We start from the raw sequence: 15,576 nt of genomic DNA, 5'->3' as shown, positions 1-15,576 counted from the left end.
CGCTCGCATGCGCCGGCCCCGCTCCCCCGCCGCGCCTCACAGCGCGCAGCACAAAACCAAAGCGGTCCACGCCGGAGACCGCAGACGTGCGGCGGCTGCGACGCAGCCGCGAAGGCGTGTCAGGGCCGGTTGCCCTTCCGTTCGGCGAACAGGCTCAGTTCCGGGATCCTGTCTCCGATGACTGCGGCAAGGGACACCGTGCCAGCGGCGGCCAGGGTGGTGCCGATTGAGCCGGTGGTCGGGGTGTCGAAGCCGACAAGTCCGCACAGCCAGGCCAGAACGGGAAGAGCGACCGCGTTGACCAAGACCGTGATGAGAAAGTAGGTCGAGTAGACAATGACGGCGAGAAGTGGCCTACGGGTCGGCGGCCAGCGCAACGAGGAGGCGACCTTGATCCCCGCGGCTTCGGCACGACGCGTCGTGAGGGCGTTTCCCCCTCCGACCACCAGTGCCGGCGCGAATGCGGACAGGAAACCGCCGAAGGTCATGCCGTCCAGGACCGACGCCGCAACGCCGAACCCGATCGCCGGGAACGTCGTGGGCGGTGCGAAGTTGACGCTCAGCCTCTTGTAGGGTCCCGCCTCGTCGTCGGAACTCACAGACTCCCCCTCCGCCTGGATCCCCCGAAATCCTGCGTAACAAAGCTAGTCGAGAAGGTCGTCGCCAAGGTGACGACAAGCTGTCCAACGCACCTGCGACGCCCCGCCGACGGATGGCCGAAGGCCCAAACGGGCCATGCGCGTCGACATCTACGGGCTTCCCCTCACCGTCGGCCCGTGGACGGCCGCACGGTCCCGGATACGGGCCGGAAAGCCCACCAAGCCACACCAACACCCGAACCACCCATGACAAGCACGCCCCCACGCAGCGATTCCGGCCACTGTGCCGACTGTCCTCACGCCATGGACGCCGACGGGAAGCTGCAAATACCTCACCCAGAAAGACGTCCTCGAGCATGTCCGCTCCTCCACCCTGGGCCTGGCCACCAATCTCGTCACCGAGCAGGCGGAGATGATGGACCGGATCGACCCTGCGTGGGGAAGGAGGTTCCGCAGTGGCGGCATGGACGCAACGCAGACGTCGCAGCCGTGCGGACGTGACCCGCTGGAACGCCTCGCCTGGATCGCCGACACGTGGCGCGACCAGGACCCCTACACCCACCTTGCCTTCTTCCGCGGCAAGGACGTCAGCGCCGAACAGATCGCCCTGCTCCACGGAGCCGACCCGGAACAGATTGCCGCCGGGATGCGCCTGTCGGACCTGCGCGGGCTGGAAGGCTCCGGCCGCGACTACTCGGAGATCGCCTGGGAGTCCTGCTGCTTCGGGCAGGCAGGCGACTGGGTGTTCCTGATGTACCACGAGACGCCACCGGCCTTCCGGGCCGACCATGGGGCTCTCTCCCGGCTCGGAGTCACAGAGACCGTGGGGCTGAACGCCACCTCCGCGAAGGCCATCTACAGCTTTCACTACACGCGCGACGGGCGCAGCGTCGACGACGGCGGGGGGACGCTGGAACTGATCTGGTACGAGGAAGGCCGCGCGCCCTACTACCGCGGCGGCCGGCTCGACTTCCTCAACCAGGCCATACGCCGCGCCGAACTCGACCACCCAGAACTGATCGACACATTCGATCTGTACTTCCATGCCCTGGACGACGCACTCGGCCTTCAACTGCCCCAGCAGGACATCCAGGACAGTACCGTCCGGGCCGCACTGTGGGCACGAAGCAACTCAGGCCGACGCTGAAAGTCAGGCTCGAGACCCGCATCGGCCCGACGACCGTCCTGGCCGGCGCCCGGCGGGCACGTCCTCCGTGAATGCGGTCGTCGCCGACGCTCGGGGGTCAGGCAGCGGCCGGGGGCTGGATGAGCTCGATGAGGTTGCCCTCGGGGTCCTTCACGTAGGCGAAGCGGGCTCCGGGCTGGACGGCGTCGGCCGGCGGCCATACCGGTTGCGCGCCGGCGGCAGTGAGCGCCGTGAATACCGCGTCCAGGGCGTCGACCTCCAGGGCCCAGTGGCCGTAGCCCTGCTCGCGGCAGGCATCCAGAGGGTCGGCGAAGACCCGCGGACGCATGGAGCCGGCGCGCTCGATGAGCTCGACGCGGGCTCCCGTGCGGGCTTGCAGGACGGCGGTGCGCACGGGCGGCTCGGGGATTTCGTACTGCTCGATGATCGTCTCGAACCCGAGGACCTGCTGGTACCAGATCGTCTGACGGTCGAGGTCGCCGACCGAGATGCTGACGTGATGGTGGCGCGGAGTGATGGTCGTGGTCATGGGTCACGCTCCTGGTTGGGAAGGGGATCGCACTCAACGAAGTAGTCAACGACTACATTGCCAATGTAGTCGCTGTCAACATTGCTGGTACCGTGGACCCATGCCGACCGGCCCGAACCAGTACCACCACGGAAACCTGCGCGCGGCCATCCTCACCGAGGCGCAGACACTGCTCTCCGAATCCGGGGCCGACGCCCTGTCGCTGCGCGAGGTCGCCCGGCGGACGGGCGTCAGCCACGGCGCCCCGCGCCGGCATTTCCCGGACAAGCAGGCGCTGCTGTCCGCACTCGTGGAGCAGGGTTACGAACAACTCGGGGCCCGGATCGAATCAGCCCTGACGGACACCGGCGGCGACTTCACCGAACGACTCACGGCATTCGCCTGCGCCTACGTCGACTTCACCCAGCGCAACGACGAACTGATGACCCTGATGCTCTCGTCCAAGACCTGGCCCGACGCCGGACACCTGATCGCCGCGAACGAACGGGCCTTCGCCCCGGCGGTCGAACTCCTGCGCCAAGCCGCCGAAACCGGGGACATCGCAGCTGCCGACACCGACGCCGTGAATACGGCCGTGCTCGCCATGCTGCACGGGCTCGCATTCGTGGCCGGGCACGGACTGGCAGGAACAGGACCTACAGTCGATCTGGTCGCAGGCGCGGTCAGAACCCTGGTCGAGGGCCTGCGCCCACGCTGACCTCAGGCTCCCGCAGTCAGCACCCGGTCCCGCGGGAACATCCCACTCAACAGCTACCGCGGTGCCACCGCCGCAACGAAAACGACCACCGAGACCAGCCCCATCAGCCACGAACCGACCAGGTAGCAGGACGGCGCGGCCTGATGTGCGTCAGTCAGTGGCCGATCGATGCGGTGCCGCGCCTCGCCATTCCACCCGGCGGGGGTCGTCGATCGGCCTGTCGGGGGCAGTGCCGGCGGGCTCGGCAGGTGAGAGTGCGGCAAGGAGTTGCAGTTTCTCGTCGCTGTCGCTGCCCTTGTCGGGGTAGTAGACGACGAGGATGACGTCATCGATGGCGAGTTTGTCGCGGTGAAGGCGTAGTTCACCCACGACAGGGTGGTTCACCGTGATCGTTCCCCCGTCCAGACTGCGGACGTCGTGCCGGGCCCAAAGAGTGCGGAACCGCTGACTGGACAAGGCGAATTCTCCGACGAGCTCGACGAACCGGGGGTTGTCGATGTCGTCCCCGATGGTGGTGCGCAGGGCAGCGACAAAATCGGCGGCGGCTTTCGTCCAGTCCTGGTGAAAGGCTTGTTCCTCAGGATCCTGAAAGAGGGAACGCAGCCGGTTCTCGCCGGGCCGCAAGCGGGGGGACAACGCGACGGCCATGGGGTTGGAGGCCAGGACGTCGAACGCGCGCCCTTCCACGAAAGCGGGCATCTGGAGATGGGCGAGCAGCTGGTGCACTCGCGCCGGTACATGCTCGGGCCTCTTTCGGCGCGGTGTCTTGGGGCGTGCCGCCGAGAGGCCGAGTAGATACGTCTGCTCGATGTCGTCGAGTTGAAGGACGCGGGCGAGGGCTTCAAGAACCTGCTGCGAGGGGTTCTTGTCCCGGCCCCGTTCCAGGCGAAGGTAGTAGTCGGGGCTGATCCCGGCCAGCAGGGCGACTTCCTCGCGGCGCAGTCCGGGCACCCGTCGGTTGCCGCCGGGCGGGAGTCCCGCCTGTGCCGGGGACACCAGCTCACGCCGGGCCCGGAGGTAGCGGCCGAGCCGATTGTCGGAATCCTGTTCCTTCATACCGCCACCGTAATCCGGTGCGCGTGTCCCATAGGGGGCCCTGACAGGACCAGGGACAACGGGGGTCCTGCCCCATGGCGCGGATGCCACCAAGACTCCAGGAGAACCATCTGCGCCGCGGGCCGGGAAGCCATCGGCGCCCTGATCTGAAAAGAGGAAGATCTCGTGGATCTCCCCAACCGCACCGTGCTCGTCGTCGGCGGGACGTCGGGAATCGGCCGGGAGCTGGCCCGCCGGTTCGCATCGGCGGGCAGCACTGTGGCCGTCGCCGGCCGTAAGCCTCAGGCGCTCTCCGAACTCGCCGGAGAAGGCTTCGGCACGTTCGGCATCGACGTCACCGACGATTTCTCCGTCACCTCGTCCCGCGACGCCGTTCTGGCCCGGTACCCCGAGCTCGACACCGTGGTGACGATGTCGGGCGTCATGCTCCTGGAGGACCTGCGCGACCCCGCGCACTTCGAGACGGCCCGGACGACGATCGACTCCAACCTGCTCGGCACCATCCGGGTCATCGACGCCTTCACCCCGCATCTGATCCGGCGGGGTGCAGGCACGTTCATGACGGTCACGTCCGGCATCGCCTTCCTGCCGTTCCCCCCTATGCCCAGCTACGCCGCCTCGAAGGCCGCGGTGCATGCCTACTCCGAGGCACTACGGGCGCAGCTCGCCGGTACCGGTGTCGATGTCGTCGAGCTCGTGCCTCCGGCCGTCGCGTCAGCGGGCCAGGAAAAGGTGAACCCGCACGCGCTGCCGCTCGACGCCTTCGCCACCGAGGTCGTACAGCTGCTCTCGCAGGACCCCACGCCCCACGAGATCCTCGTGAAGGGCGTCCTCAAGCACCGCTGGGCCGAACGCGAAGGCACCTACGACGGCCTCGTCGCACAGCGCGCCAAGGCCCTGGCCACGCTCCCCGGCCGCCAAAGCTGATGTCCGTACGCGTCGGCGCCTGAGCGAAGAACCTGCGGACCGTCGGACGGCTCGCCGACCGCATCGTCCAGCGGCGCGAAGCCGGGCTACCGGTCGGCTCCACTACCGGGGCGTTGTCCGAGGAGCGACCCGGCCGGGGGCCATCGCCTGTGCCGGATGCCCACGCGGAACACACTCAAGTCTACAGCTGTATACTTAGTGGTGCAGCACGACCTCCCCGCGCTGCGGCGCGGGAGAAATCCGTATGGGAGCAAGGAATGAACCTCAATATCGAGGGCAAGCGCGCCCTGGTCACCGGCTCGAGTGCCGGCCTGGGCGAGGCCACCGCGAAACTGCTGGCGGCGGAGGGCGCCGCAGTCGTGATCCACGGCCGGGACAAGGACCGCACGGAGCTGGTCGCCGAAGGCATCCGCCGGGCCGGAGGCACCGCCAGCACGGCGCTGGGTGACCTGGCCACAGACGAAGGCGCCGCCACCGTCGCCCAGGCGGCCACCGCGGACGGTCCTGTCGACATCCTCGTGAACAACGCCGGTTTCTACCGGCATCTGTCGTGGGCCGAGGCCAGTCCGGCGGAGTGGACCGACGCCTACAACGTCAATGTCGTCTCGGGCGTCAGGATGATCCGGCATCTGGTTCCGGCCATGCGCGAACGCGGCTGGGGCCGTGTCGTCACGATCGGTGGCGGTCTCGCCTCCCAGCCGATGAACACCCATCCGCAGTACAACGCCACGCTGGCCGCTCGGCACAACCTCGCGGTGTCGCTCGCCCGCGACCTCAAGGGCACCGGCGTCACCTCGAACGTCGTCTCGCCCGGCGCGATCCTCGTCGAAGCGACGAAGGAGTTCGTCACAGCGCTCGGTCCCGCCCGCGGGTGGGGGCAGACCTGGGAGGAAGTCCAGCCGAACGCGGTTGAGGCCCTCATTCCGAACGACCACGGGCGTTTCGGCAAGCCTGACGAAATCGCCGCCGCCGTGGCGTACCTGTGCAGCGACTACGCCGAGTACATCAGCGGAGCCACGATCCGCGTGGATGGCGGACTGATCCGTTCAGCGTTCTGAGCGGGGCACCAATGCGGGCCGCCCGCCGAATGGCTCCCGGATTCGGGATGCGTCGCGCGGCGGCCCGCACGGTCGCTCCGTGCGTCGGTCGGGCGCGTGGCGTCCGCGCCCGACTGCACGGCGCGGATGTGGCCCGCTGGGGAGTCCTGCCCCACGGGCCGAATCGCGGCACGGGCCGCGGACAACCTCGTTGCTCTACGACCGTAGACCGCCGTTTCTGCCTCACTACACTCGTGTCGTGGACAACGAATCGCCTCGGCACGAGCCGCCGCCCGCCGCCCCCCGCCGGTCCCGTAACGCGGCAGCGACCCGCGAGGCGATTCTCTCCTCCGCTGTGGAGGCCTTCACCCGGCTCGGCTACGACACTGCCGGCGTGCGGGACATCGCGAAGGACGCCGGCGTCACCGCGATGATGGTCAACCGCTACTTCGGATCCAAGGAGCAACTGTTTGCCGAGGTGGTGGACAGCACCTTCGCCCCGCGGACCGTGGTGGGCAGCGATCCGGCGGCCCTGGTCCACGACATCGCGCGGTCGCTGGTGGAGCGCACCGCGCCCGAGGCCGAGGAACTGAGCCCTTTCCTGTTGATGCTGCGGTCCGCGTCCAATCCACGAACCGCCGAAATCGCCCGCCAGGGCATCGAACGGCATGTGGAACGGCACCTCACCGGACTGATGACAGGCGAAAACACATCGGAACGTTCTGCGCTCGCGCTGTCACTGATCGCCGGTGTGTGGCTGATGCGGAAACTGATCGGGAACACGGCACTGGTCGAAGCGGATCCCAACGAGCTGGCCGGGCGCCTGGAGAGCCTCCTGCGCACGCTCCTGGAAGACACCCCACCGGAAGGCAGCGACTGACGCACTCCCCGGCCCACCTCGACCTCGACCGGGGACGCTCGGGAGCAAATGCCCCTAACGAATACCGCTGTTACCGTTTCTATCGTGTGGCGAAGCACTGCACACGGAGAGGGTTACGGTCATGACACAGGGTTCTGGGGCTGTAAATCCGGACGCGGTGATGGCATTTCTGGGACGCGTCGTCGGCGATGGCGCGGCCGCCGTTGCCGGACTGTCGACCTCGATAGGAGGGCGACTCGGCCTGTACACGGCGATGGCGGGGGCAGGGCCGATGACCTCAGCACAGCTGGCCGAGCGGACCGGTCTTGTCGAGCGATATGTGCGGGAGTGGCTGGACACCCAGGTCGCAGGCGAGTACGTGCTCTTCGATGCGGAGGCGAACGCCTATTCCCTGCCGGCCGAGCACGCGGCGGTTCTCGCCGACCCTGCTTCGCCTGCCTACGCCGGGGGCCTGTTCGCCTTGATGAAGGCCCTGTACGCGACGGAGGACGCCCTGGTGGAGGCATTCCGCGGGCGGCAGGATGTGGGGTGGCAGCACCACTCCGATGCGCTCTTCGAGGGCGTTGCGGCGTTCTTCCGTCCCACGTACGCAGCATCGCTGGTGGCTGAATGGCTGCCGTCCCTCGACGGCGTCGTGGACAAGTTGGAGCATGGGGCGTCGGTAGCGGACGTAGGCTGCGGCTATGGATACTCCACTCTGCTGATGGCCGAGGCCTACCCGAAATCCCGCTTTTACGGTTTTGATTTCCACGAGCCGTCGATCAAGGCGGCACGAAAACTGGCGACGGAACACGGTCTGGCTGACCGCGTGTCCTTCGAGGCCGCCACAGTCGGCGACTTCCCGGGCGCTACGTACGACCTGATCACCTTTTTCGACTGCCTCCACGACATGGGAAATCCCGGCGATGTGCTGCACCGCGCCGAGCAGGCTTTGGCACAGGACGGGACCTGCATGATCGTGGAACCGAATACCTCGCATCAACCCCAGGGCAACATCAACCCGGTCGGCCGTGCTTTCGCGGGGCTGTCCACTGCCCTGTGCCTGCCGTCCGCGATGGCGCAAAAGGGGCCTGAAGCCTTGGGAAACCACGCAGGCGAGGAGGCTATGCGGGATATCGCGAGCAGGGCCGGCCTGGGCAGCTGGAAACTGGCAACGCAAGGGCTCGTCAGCCGGGTTTACGAGGTAAAGCGCTGACTGCCGTACACCGCGGGCGTGTCACCGCCGCAGCCGCGGGTCGCCCTCACGGGCCTTCGCCATGGCCTCCCGCGCCCCGGACGGTCGCCCGGTCAATGCCCCAGCGTCGCGTAGAACTCGTTGGCTTCCGCCAGCGCGTCCGCCTGGATCTCGGCCTCGGCGATCTGCTCCTCCGCGGTCAGAAAGGCGGCGTCCGAACTTTCGATGGTTTCCGCGATGCGGGCCGCCACCTGCTCTTCCGCGCTCGCCTCGACGGCACCCTCGCCCAACAGCTGGCCGAGCCATTCGACGACCAGCGGCCCGGCGACGACAGCGGCGACCGCGGCGACCGCGACTGCGGCGATCGCCACCTCCGCCTTCGTGCCCGCCGATTCGATGCCGTCCTTCCAGGTGGTGTAGGTCTTCAGCGCGACGAGCAGCTGCCGGCGCGCCCGGATGAGATGCGCGGTCGCTTCCCTGATGTCTCCGCGGGCGAGTGCTGACTCCACGGCCAGCAGCGAACCGTAGGCGTTGATCCAGATGGTCGGCGGCGGGACGTCGCGGTTGAAGAGGTGGTTCGTCCAGTAGCCCGCGAAGCCGGTGAAGGACGGCTCGTTGATGAGGGCGGCCTGGACCTCGTGCTCACCCTCGTACAGTTCCAGCTGCCTGCGCACCCGGTCGGCCGCGGCCCTGATCGCGTCGGCGGCCTTGGCCCGGGCCTGCTGTTCGCGCTCCACCGGCGGGGTCACGACGGAGAGCAGCACCTGCCCGTGCTCGTGGCCGTAGTCCGCCAGCGCCGCGGCGCAGTCCGGGCAGGGCGGGCGGGACACCGCGATGGCCTTGAGTGTGTGGTCCCCGGACATCAGGCGCTGCTCGGCATCGCCCGGTGCCCCTTGCGCACCACGCGGCTGCCTCGCCGCGTCCGCGTCCCAGCGCCGCACCCCTAGCCCGGCGAGCGCGGCCGCGACCGCCGGATCGTTCCAGTTCCCGCTGGCAGTCCAGTGATATATCGTCACGTCCGGATCGTCCGGATCGACGACCGCCCCGATCGCGAGCGTCTTCCACTGCCGGAGCACGGCGAGCGTCGCCGGATTCAACGTCGCGTACAGCCGCGTGAGGAGATTGGCGCAGTCGGCGAGCACTGCGGGGTGGGCGACGTAGGGTGCCGCCGGGTCGGGCTTGTCGTGGGGCGGATCGGCTCTTTGCACCGCGGTCGCCGGGCGTGCCTGCGCGAGCATCGCCCCGACGGCCCGGTTGCCGATCGTCCGCTGCATCGCGAGTACGCCGCCGGGGGTGCCCGGATGAGCCACCGTGAGCGCGCTGTCGGCCCGCACGGGCTTGGGGACGCGCTCCTTCGCCGTGGCTGCCATCGGTTCGGAAAGATGGCCCATGCCTCAACTGTACTGATCCGGGCGCGGGAACCGATGGCTCGTCAGCACGACTACCCGAACGGACACGCGGCGCTGCCCGAGAAGGCAGCGGAGACGGGGCTCAAGCCCCGCGCGGTCCGGTTGTGTTGTCGGACCCGGGTACTGCGGCGTTCCGCATGATTCAGCCGTCGTGGTGACCGTAGGCGGCCAGGACCTGCTCGTCGGTCTCGCCCCGGAAGGTCACGTGCCAGTGCAGGTGCTTGGACTCCTGGTACAGCCCTACGTTCGTGGTCACCGAACAGGAGCCGTGCTCCCGTTCGACCTGTGCGGCCACCGTGCGTACCAGGTGCACGACCTCCGTCAGCAGGTCCTCGCCGGCGCCGCCCAGGTCGGTCAGCGACGGCACGTGCTCTTTCGGGATCACCACGATGTGCACCGGAAACGAGGGGTTGGTGTGGTGGAACGCGAGAGCGTGGTCCGTCTCCGCCACCTTTTTCACCGACACCCGGCCGGCCAGCGCCTGGTGGCAGTAGAAGTCGGAAACACCCGCACCCGTCTCCACTGTCGGCTCCTCTCCGTGGTCCACCAGCGGCCGGGCGTCCCCCACGCCACAGTTTGCCGCCGGCCGGCGTGCCGGATCGGTGCCGATCCCGGCCATCACCTGATCGAGTGGTCCGGTCCGTGGGGACCGCCGGCAGCTCTCGCTCGGCGGGGCACCGTCGGCGATTCGGCCAATCCTTCTTCCCCGTGCTCCTGTTGCGGGAGACGGGTCGGTGCATCCTCCACCCTCCGACACGCGCCCGGTGCCCGGGGTCAGGGAACGACTGAAACACACCAGTTCGACTCGCGGAGCGGCTCGTTGGGCCTCACGACCACGCCGGACGACCCTCGGGGAGAACCACGTTGACTTCGGCCGCCACGAACCAGCAGCAGACACCACCGCCTCCACCACCTCCCGCGCAGATCACCTACAACGGGCAGTACTCCGTCAATCCGCTCGCCGAGGTCTCCTTCCGGCGGATGTGCGCGCAGATCCCCTCCGTCCTGGGCCGCATCGCCCGGCTGTCGTGGCGGACCGACCGGCGCGCGGTGCAACTGCTCCTCGGCTGCCAGACGGTCACCGGTGTCGCCGCCGCCGTGCTGCTGGCCGCCACCGCCCGCGCCATGGAGCCCGTCCTCGGCCACGGCAGCGCCGGCGAGCGGCTGCGCGACGCCCTACCGGCGCTGCTGCTGGTGGCGCTCGCAGCCGCGCTGAGCCGCTCGGCGGGCGCGGTGGCCACGTACGCCGAGCGGCGGATCACCCCGCGGCTGACCACCGAGACGGACTCCGCGCTGGTCGAGGCGGTGTGCCGGGTGGAGGCGGCAGCGTACGCGCAGGACGGCTTCTCGGACCGGCACGAGGCGGCCGAGATGGGGGTGATCCGCACGCACGTCATGGTCACCGACGCCCAGCGGTTCCTGTCCGCGCTGATCCGTATGATCACCGCCGGCGGCGTGCTGTCCGTGCTGAACCCGCTGATGCTGCCGCCGCTCCTGCTGGCGGTGCTGCCAGCCGGTGTCGGCGCGGTGCTGACCGCCCGGGTCGACTACGAGATCCACTACGCCAACATCGCCGACCGCAACGTGCGCGGCATGATGCGCTGGTGGGCGACCGAGTCCAAGTACGCGGACGAGGTCCGCGCCAACTCCATGACCGACTACCTCACCTACTGGTACCGGGCCCTGTCCGAGCGGTGCGACCGGCGCACCCTGGCCGCCGCGCCGCGTACCCTGCGGATCGCCCTGCTCGCCGCGCTGGCCGGCGGCGTCTTCCTCGTCGGGACCTGGAGCGCGCTGGCGTGGCTGGCCGTGTCCGGCCGCATCGAACTCGCGGTCGCGGCAACCGCCGTCATCGCCGTGCAGACCACGCTCGCCGCGCTCTCCCAGGTGGTCGTCAACGGCGCCGCCGTCTTCCACACCAGCTTGTACCTGGGCGACCTCCAGGCCTTCCTCGACGACGCCGCCGCCCGCGCCCCCCAGCGCGGCCGGCGCACACACACCGCGCCGACCGAGGAGATCCGCCTCGACGAGGTCGTCTTCCAGTACCCGGGCAAGGACAAGCCCGCCGTGGACGGCGTCTCCCTTTCCCTGCGGCGCGGCCAGATCCTCGCCATCGTCGGCGCGAACGGTTCGGGAAAGTCCACACTCACCCGGCTGCTCACCGGGATCTACCTGCCGGACAAGGGCAAGGTCACATGGAACGGCACCGACCTGGCCGGCATCGACCCCGCCTCGGTATGGGCGAACACGGGCCTGGTGCCGCAGATCTTCGCCCAGTGGCCGCTGCGGGTCCGCGAGAACATCACCCTCGGCCAGCCCCGCACCCACGACGACACACCCGTGTGGCAGGCCGTCGACGCCGTCGGGCTGCGCGAGACCGTCGAAGAGCTCCCCGCCGGCCTGGACACCCTCCTGGCCCGCGACATCTTCGGCGGCACGGAACTCTCCGGCGGTCAATGGCAGCGCATCGCCTGCTCACGGGCCCTGTACCGGCGCCCGGACCTGCTGATCCTGGACGAACCGACCTCCCAGATGGACCCCCGCGGCGAACACCGGATCTTCGAGCGGATCAAAGCCATCGCCGCCGACCGCATCACGATCGTCGTCACCCACCGCCTGGAGAACACCAAGATCGCCGACCACATCATCGTGATGGAACACGGCCGGATCACCGAACAAGGACGCCACGACGACCTCGTCCACGCCGGCGGAACCTTCGCCGAACTCCTGGAACTGTCCCACCACCGCTGACGCCCTTTCACCCTCGGTCCCGCTCCGTGGGTGATGACCACCGACGCCGGCGAACGCACCGCGCGTCATGACGTCTCCACGGCCCTCACCGACCGACACGAAGGACCTGGTGCCCATCGACAAGGACGACGCGGCGCCGACCGCGTCGTCCGGCGCCTCGGCCCGCAAGGCGCCGGGCACAGCGACCGGTCGACCGCTCCAGAGCCGGTCCGCTCGCCGCGGCGGTCATGCCGTCTCGGCGTACCGCTCCCCCGCATACGCCCGCAGCACCGGTATCACTGCCTCCGCGCCCCCGGGCAGCCTGTCGATCCGGTCCAGAACGTAGCCGCGGTGACCGCCGATCAGATGCCGGGCGTGATCCGAGTCATGCGCACCCGGCAGCGCCCACACCGTCAGGCAGGGGCGAGGGTCGAGGCTGTACGGCGGCCGCCCGACCGTCACGGTGGATATGTCGCTCCACCGGAAGAAGTTCCCCGGGTTGGCCACCTCGCGCATGGCGATGCCGGTGGCATCGATCCGGAGCTCCATCGGCTTGCGCCAGCGGACGTAGGACTGGCGCACCTGGATCCAGCAGATGAGAGTGCCGAGCATCGACACCGTCACCGGGATCCCGATGGCCGAATCGCTGCCGAGTCGGTTGTGGAAGACGATCACCAGCACGTACACCGACACGAACACCGCGCTGAACAGCAGCGCCCACATCGTCCAGACACGCGTCCGCCGGCCGTCGCCCAGGTCGGCGGTGAAGGTCCGCTCCCCGCCGGGGACGCTCAGTTCGGGCCCGGCAACCGTCACGGGGATCGGCGGCCGCACCGCGCGCGGTGCCGTCTCGAAGCGGTCGCCGGCGTACTGGGCGAGCGCGTCACGGAGATGCCCGACGTGCTGGTCCAGGTCCGCGCAGTTCAGCAGCGTGTAGCGGTCAAGGGCGTCCCGGCCGCGGTCCGGTTTGCGCGGCAGCGTCACACCCGGCGCCGTCCACAGCCGCAGCCGCGGCTTGGGGGGCGTGGTGTCGCTGTCCGCCGGCTGCTCGTACCACAGGGAGACCGCGCTGATCTGCCCCCAGGGCAGTACGGCGTCGTGCAGCGTGATCCCGAACGCGTCGATCCGCAGCCGGAACGGCTGCCGTGCCCTGCGCAGTTGGCTCCACCCGTACCCGGCGACCGGCACCGACAACGCCGCGAAAAGCCCCTGCCCCGGCTCGGGGCTGCCAGAAGCGACGAGCCACAGGAGCGAGCCCGCCAGCAGAGCCAGCCCCCACCCCACCCACCACGACCCGCGTTTTCTCAACGTCCGCTCAACCGTGAACTCCACCGCTCCACAACCCCCTCAGCCGTCCCCCTACCGGCACCATCATGCGTCCCCGCCCACCGGCATCCCGCCCCCGCAGATGGGTGGTTGCCCTACCGTGACGCCCACGGGACATCAACACCCACCCGCTTCTCCCTCACTCCCGACCGTTCACCGCGACGCCACCCCGCGGTGTGGCGGGCGGGACGCCGCCCCGGCCCGCCGCAGCCCGACATTCCGTGACGCCCCCCATACATCGCCGGTCAGCGACGGCGACGTATGCGGATGGGGCCGCGGGCCTCGGCCGGATCGACGGGACGGCCGCCCTGCGTGATCTCCACCTCGCCGGCGGTCACCAGCCGCCGGGCCGCAGACCGGACCGGTTCCATCAGCCCCCGCCAGCCGTCGTCGTCCCCTTCGTACACCGCCCGCGCAACGTCGGAGGGGCAGATCGTCGCGGTCGGGGCACGACGTTCCAACAGCTCCAGGATGGCTCGCTCCAGGCGCTCGTCCATCTGCCGTTCGCCGCGCCGCACACCACCAGTCTCGCAAAGACGACCCTGCCGGCGCTTCCTCGCCGTCAGACCTCACGGGCGCAGGAGGCGAGGCGATCGGCGAGCGCGGTGACGAGGTCGCGCAGCTCGGCGGGGCGCTCGATGACGAACGGCCGGTCCAGTGCGGCGAGTACCGGCGGCAACCAGTCCAGCCGCTCCGCCCGCAGCTCGACGCGCAGCCAGCGCTCGGCCGCCTCGTCCTCGCCCGCCACGGGCGGGTACTCCTCCACTCTCGCGACGCCGGCGGGGAGGCGTGCACGGATCTGTGCGACGGTGCCGTGGATCCGCAAGGTCACCTCATGCCGGTACTCGGCCGTGGCGAAGGCCGTCATGAGGCGTTGTGCCGGATCGAGGTCCTCGGGTGCTTCGAACGAGCCAGGCAGGGTCCGCGCGTCGGCGATGCGGTCGAGGCGGAAGGTCCGGTCCTCGTCGAGCCGGGCGTCCTTGCCCGTGACGTACCACCGGCCCGCATGGGCGACGATCCCGTACGCGTGCAGCGGGCGTTCGCTAAGCCGTCCGTCGCGGTCGGTGTAGCGGATCGAGACCGGCCGGCGGTGGCGCACCGCGTCGGCGAGGGTGAGCAGGACCTCGGCGTCCGGGGTGTCGAACTCACCAGGCTGATCCGTGAAGGCGAGGGCTTCCAGGAGGGTGCCGAGGCGGTGGGCGACGTGCTGGGGCAGCACTCGCCGGATCTTCGCCGATGCCGTCTCGCTCGCCGTGCGCTCCGTCGTCGTCAGGCCTCCCCGGCGGCCGGCGACCAGGCCGAGCAGCACGGCCAGCGCCTCGTCGTCGCTGAGCATGAGCGGAGGCAGCCGGTATCCGGGCGCGAGCCGGTACCCGCCGTAGCGGCCGCGCACCGATTCCACCGGCACGTCCAGGTCGATCAACTGGTCCACGTACCGCCGCACCGTGCGCCCTTCGACTCCGAGCCGGTCGGCGAGTTCCGCCACGGTACGGGTGCCGCCCGACTGCAGAAGTTCCAGGAGGGTCAGCACGCGGACAGTGGGGCGGGACACATCCACAGCCTAGCGCGAATACCGGACCGATTCTGTCCTCTATTTCTCCTAGCCTGCGACATGCAACGCCTCAAGCACAGCCAAGGAGATTCCCATGGACTTCGTCTCGATCCGCATCATCACCGGCGACGTCGCCCGCCTCGTCGCGTTCTACGAGCAAGCCACCGGGGTGCGGGCGACGTGGGCCACCGAGGACTTCGCCGAACTCACGACCGCGGGCGCCACCCTCGCCATCGCCGGCACCCGCACCGTGCCCCTGTTCGCCCCGGGCTCGGCCCGGCCGGCGGAGAACCACAGCGTCATCACCGAATTCCTCGTCGACGACGTCGACCGCGTCCACCAGAACCTGACCGGCGTCGTCACCGACTTCGTCACCGAGCCCACCACCATGCCCTGGGGCAACCGGTCACTGCTGTTCCGCGACCCCGACGGCAACCTCGTCAACTTCTTCACGCCCGTCACCCCGGCAGCCATCGAGAAGTTCGCGCGCTGAGACCCCACGGCCCCCTCCCG

General features: G+C 69.4%; 16 protein-coding genes. 8 read left to right on the top strand and 8 right to left on the bottom strand.

The genetic code is table 11. From position 1 onward, the window contains the following. Positions 1–119: 119 nt before the first annotated feature. Entirely contained in the window at positions 120–599 is a 480-nt protein-coding gene (locus ABZ883_RS34515) for a hypothetical protein (RefSeq protein WP_360913345.1), read from the bottom strand. Between the two features lie 283 nt (positions 600–882). Between ABZ883_RS34515 and ABZ883_RS34510 the strand changes: the two genes are divergently transcribed. Further along, entirely contained in the window at positions 883–1,746 is an 864-nt protein-coding gene (locus ABZ883_RS34510) for a hypothetical protein (RefSeq protein WP_360913343.1), read from the top strand. Between the two features lie 97 nt (positions 1,747–1,843). On the opposite strand, the gene ABZ883_RS34505 is transcribed toward ABZ883_RS34510, so the two are convergent. Continuing rightward, positions 1,844–2,275 (bottom strand): VOC family protein, encoded by a 432-nt coding sequence (locus tag ABZ883_RS34505; protein ID WP_360913341.1) that lies wholly within the window; start codon positions 2,273–2,275, stop codon positions 1,844–1,846. Between the two features lie 100 nt (positions 2,276–2,375). Here ABZ883_RS34505 and ABZ883_RS34500 point away from each other — a divergent pair, with 100 nt between their 5' ends. Continuing rightward, positions 2,376–2,972, top strand: a complete 597-nt coding sequence (locus ABZ883_RS34500) for a TetR/AcrR family transcriptional regulator (RefSeq protein ID WP_360913339.1) — start codon at positions 2,376–2,378, stop codon at positions 2,970–2,972. A 150-nt stretch (positions 2,973–3,122) separates the two neighbouring features. On the opposite strand, the gene ABZ883_RS34495 is transcribed toward ABZ883_RS34500, so the two are convergent. After that, the gene (locus ABZ883_RS34495) at positions 3,123–4,028 is read right to left on the bottom strand and encodes a helix-turn-helix transcriptional regulator (RefSeq protein ID WP_360913337.1); all 906 of its coding nucleotides are present in this window, start codon (positions 4,026–4,028) and stop codon (positions 3,123–3,125) included. Positions 4,029–4,193: 165 nt separating this feature from the next. Here ABZ883_RS34495 and ABZ883_RS34490 point away from each other — a divergent pair, with 165 nt between their 5' ends. The 4 genes from ABZ883_RS34490 (at position 4,194) to ABZ883_RS34475 (ending at position 8,067) form a co-directional block, all read left to right on the top strand. Further along, positions 4,194–4,955: an SDR family NAD(P)-dependent oxidoreductase gene (locus ABZ883_RS34490; protein WP_360913335.1), complete on the top strand. Its 762-nt coding sequence runs from the start codon at positions 4,194–4,196 to the stop codon at positions 4,953–4,955. A gap of 257 nt (positions 4,956–5,212) precedes the next feature. Next, entirely contained in the window at positions 5,213–6,013 is an 801-nt protein-coding gene (locus tag ABZ883_RS34485; protein ID WP_360913333.1) for an SDR family oxidoreductase, read from the top strand. A 238-nt stretch (positions 6,014–6,251) separates the two neighbouring features. Further along, the gene (locus ABZ883_RS34480; protein ID WP_360913331.1) at positions 6,252–6,872 is read left to right on the top strand and encodes a TetR/AcrR family transcriptional regulator; all 621 of its coding nucleotides are present in this window, start codon (positions 6,252–6,254) and stop codon (positions 6,870–6,872) included. Between the two features lie 121 nt (positions 6,873–6,993). Next, a complete protein-coding gene (locus ABZ883_RS34475; RefSeq protein ID WP_360913329.1) occupies positions 6,994–8,067 on the top strand; it encodes a class I SAM-dependent methyltransferase in 1,074 nt (357 codons plus the stop codon). Positions 8,068–8,159: 92 nt separating this feature from the next. On the opposite strand, the gene ABZ883_RS34470 is transcribed toward ABZ883_RS34475, so the two are convergent. Then, complete coding sequence (locus ABZ883_RS34470) at positions 8,160–9,437, bottom strand: hypothetical protein (protein ID WP_360913327.1); 1,278 nt, start codon at positions 9,435–9,437, stop codon at positions 8,160–8,162. A 160-nt stretch (positions 9,438–9,597) separates the two neighbouring features. Beyond that, the gene (locus tag ABZ883_RS34465; RefSeq protein WP_360913325.1) at positions 9,598–9,978 is read right to left on the bottom strand and encodes an HIT domain-containing protein; all 381 of its coding nucleotides are present in this window, start codon (positions 9,976–9,978) and stop codon (positions 9,598–9,600) included. Between the two features lie 341 nt (positions 9,979–10,319). Here ABZ883_RS34465 and ABZ883_RS34460 point away from each other — a divergent pair, with 341 nt between their 5' ends. Further along, positions 10,320–12,206: an ATP-binding cassette domain-containing protein gene (locus tag ABZ883_RS34460; protein ID WP_360913323.1), complete on the top strand. Its 1,887-nt coding sequence runs from the start codon at positions 10,320–10,322 to the stop codon at positions 12,204–12,206. Positions 12,207–12,431: 225 nt separating this feature from the next. Here ABZ883_RS34460 and ABZ883_RS34455 read toward each other — a convergent pair whose 3' ends face one another. From ABZ883_RS34455 to ABZ883_RS34445, 3 genes are all read right to left on the bottom strand, one after another. Beyond that, a complete protein-coding gene (locus tag ABZ883_RS34455) occupies positions 12,432–13,517 on the bottom strand; it encodes a hypothetical protein (protein WP_360913321.1) in 1,086 nt (361 codons plus the stop codon). A 239-nt stretch (positions 13,518–13,756) separates the two neighbouring features. Further along, the gene (locus ABZ883_RS34450) at positions 13,757–14,029 is read right to left on the bottom strand and encodes a DUF3253 domain-containing protein (protein ID WP_360913319.1); all 273 of its coding nucleotides are present in this window, start codon (positions 14,027–14,029) and stop codon (positions 13,757–13,759) included. Positions 14,030–14,073: 44 nt separating this feature from the next. Then, the gene (locus ABZ883_RS34445; protein ID WP_360913317.1) at positions 14,074–15,063 is read right to left on the bottom strand and encodes a YafY family protein; all 990 of its coding nucleotides are present in this window, start codon (positions 15,061–15,063) and stop codon (positions 14,074–14,076) included. Between the two features lie 94 nt (positions 15,064–15,157). Here ABZ883_RS34445 and ABZ883_RS34440 point away from each other — a divergent pair, with 94 nt between their 5' ends. Beyond that, on the top strand, positions 15,158–15,556 hold the full coding sequence (locus ABZ883_RS34440) for a VOC family protein (RefSeq protein WP_360913315.1): 399 nt from the start codon (positions 15,158–15,160) through the stop codon (positions 15,554–15,556). Positions 15,557–15,576: the final 20 nt, after the last annotated feature.

The sequence above is a fragment of the Streptomyces sp. NPDC046977 genome, from assembly GCF_040644455.1.
Taxonomy (GTDB): Bacteria; Actinomycetota; Actinomycetes; order Streptomycetales; family Streptomycetaceae; genus Actinacidiphila.
This window is presented reverse-complemented; position numbering and strand designations above follow the sequence as displayed.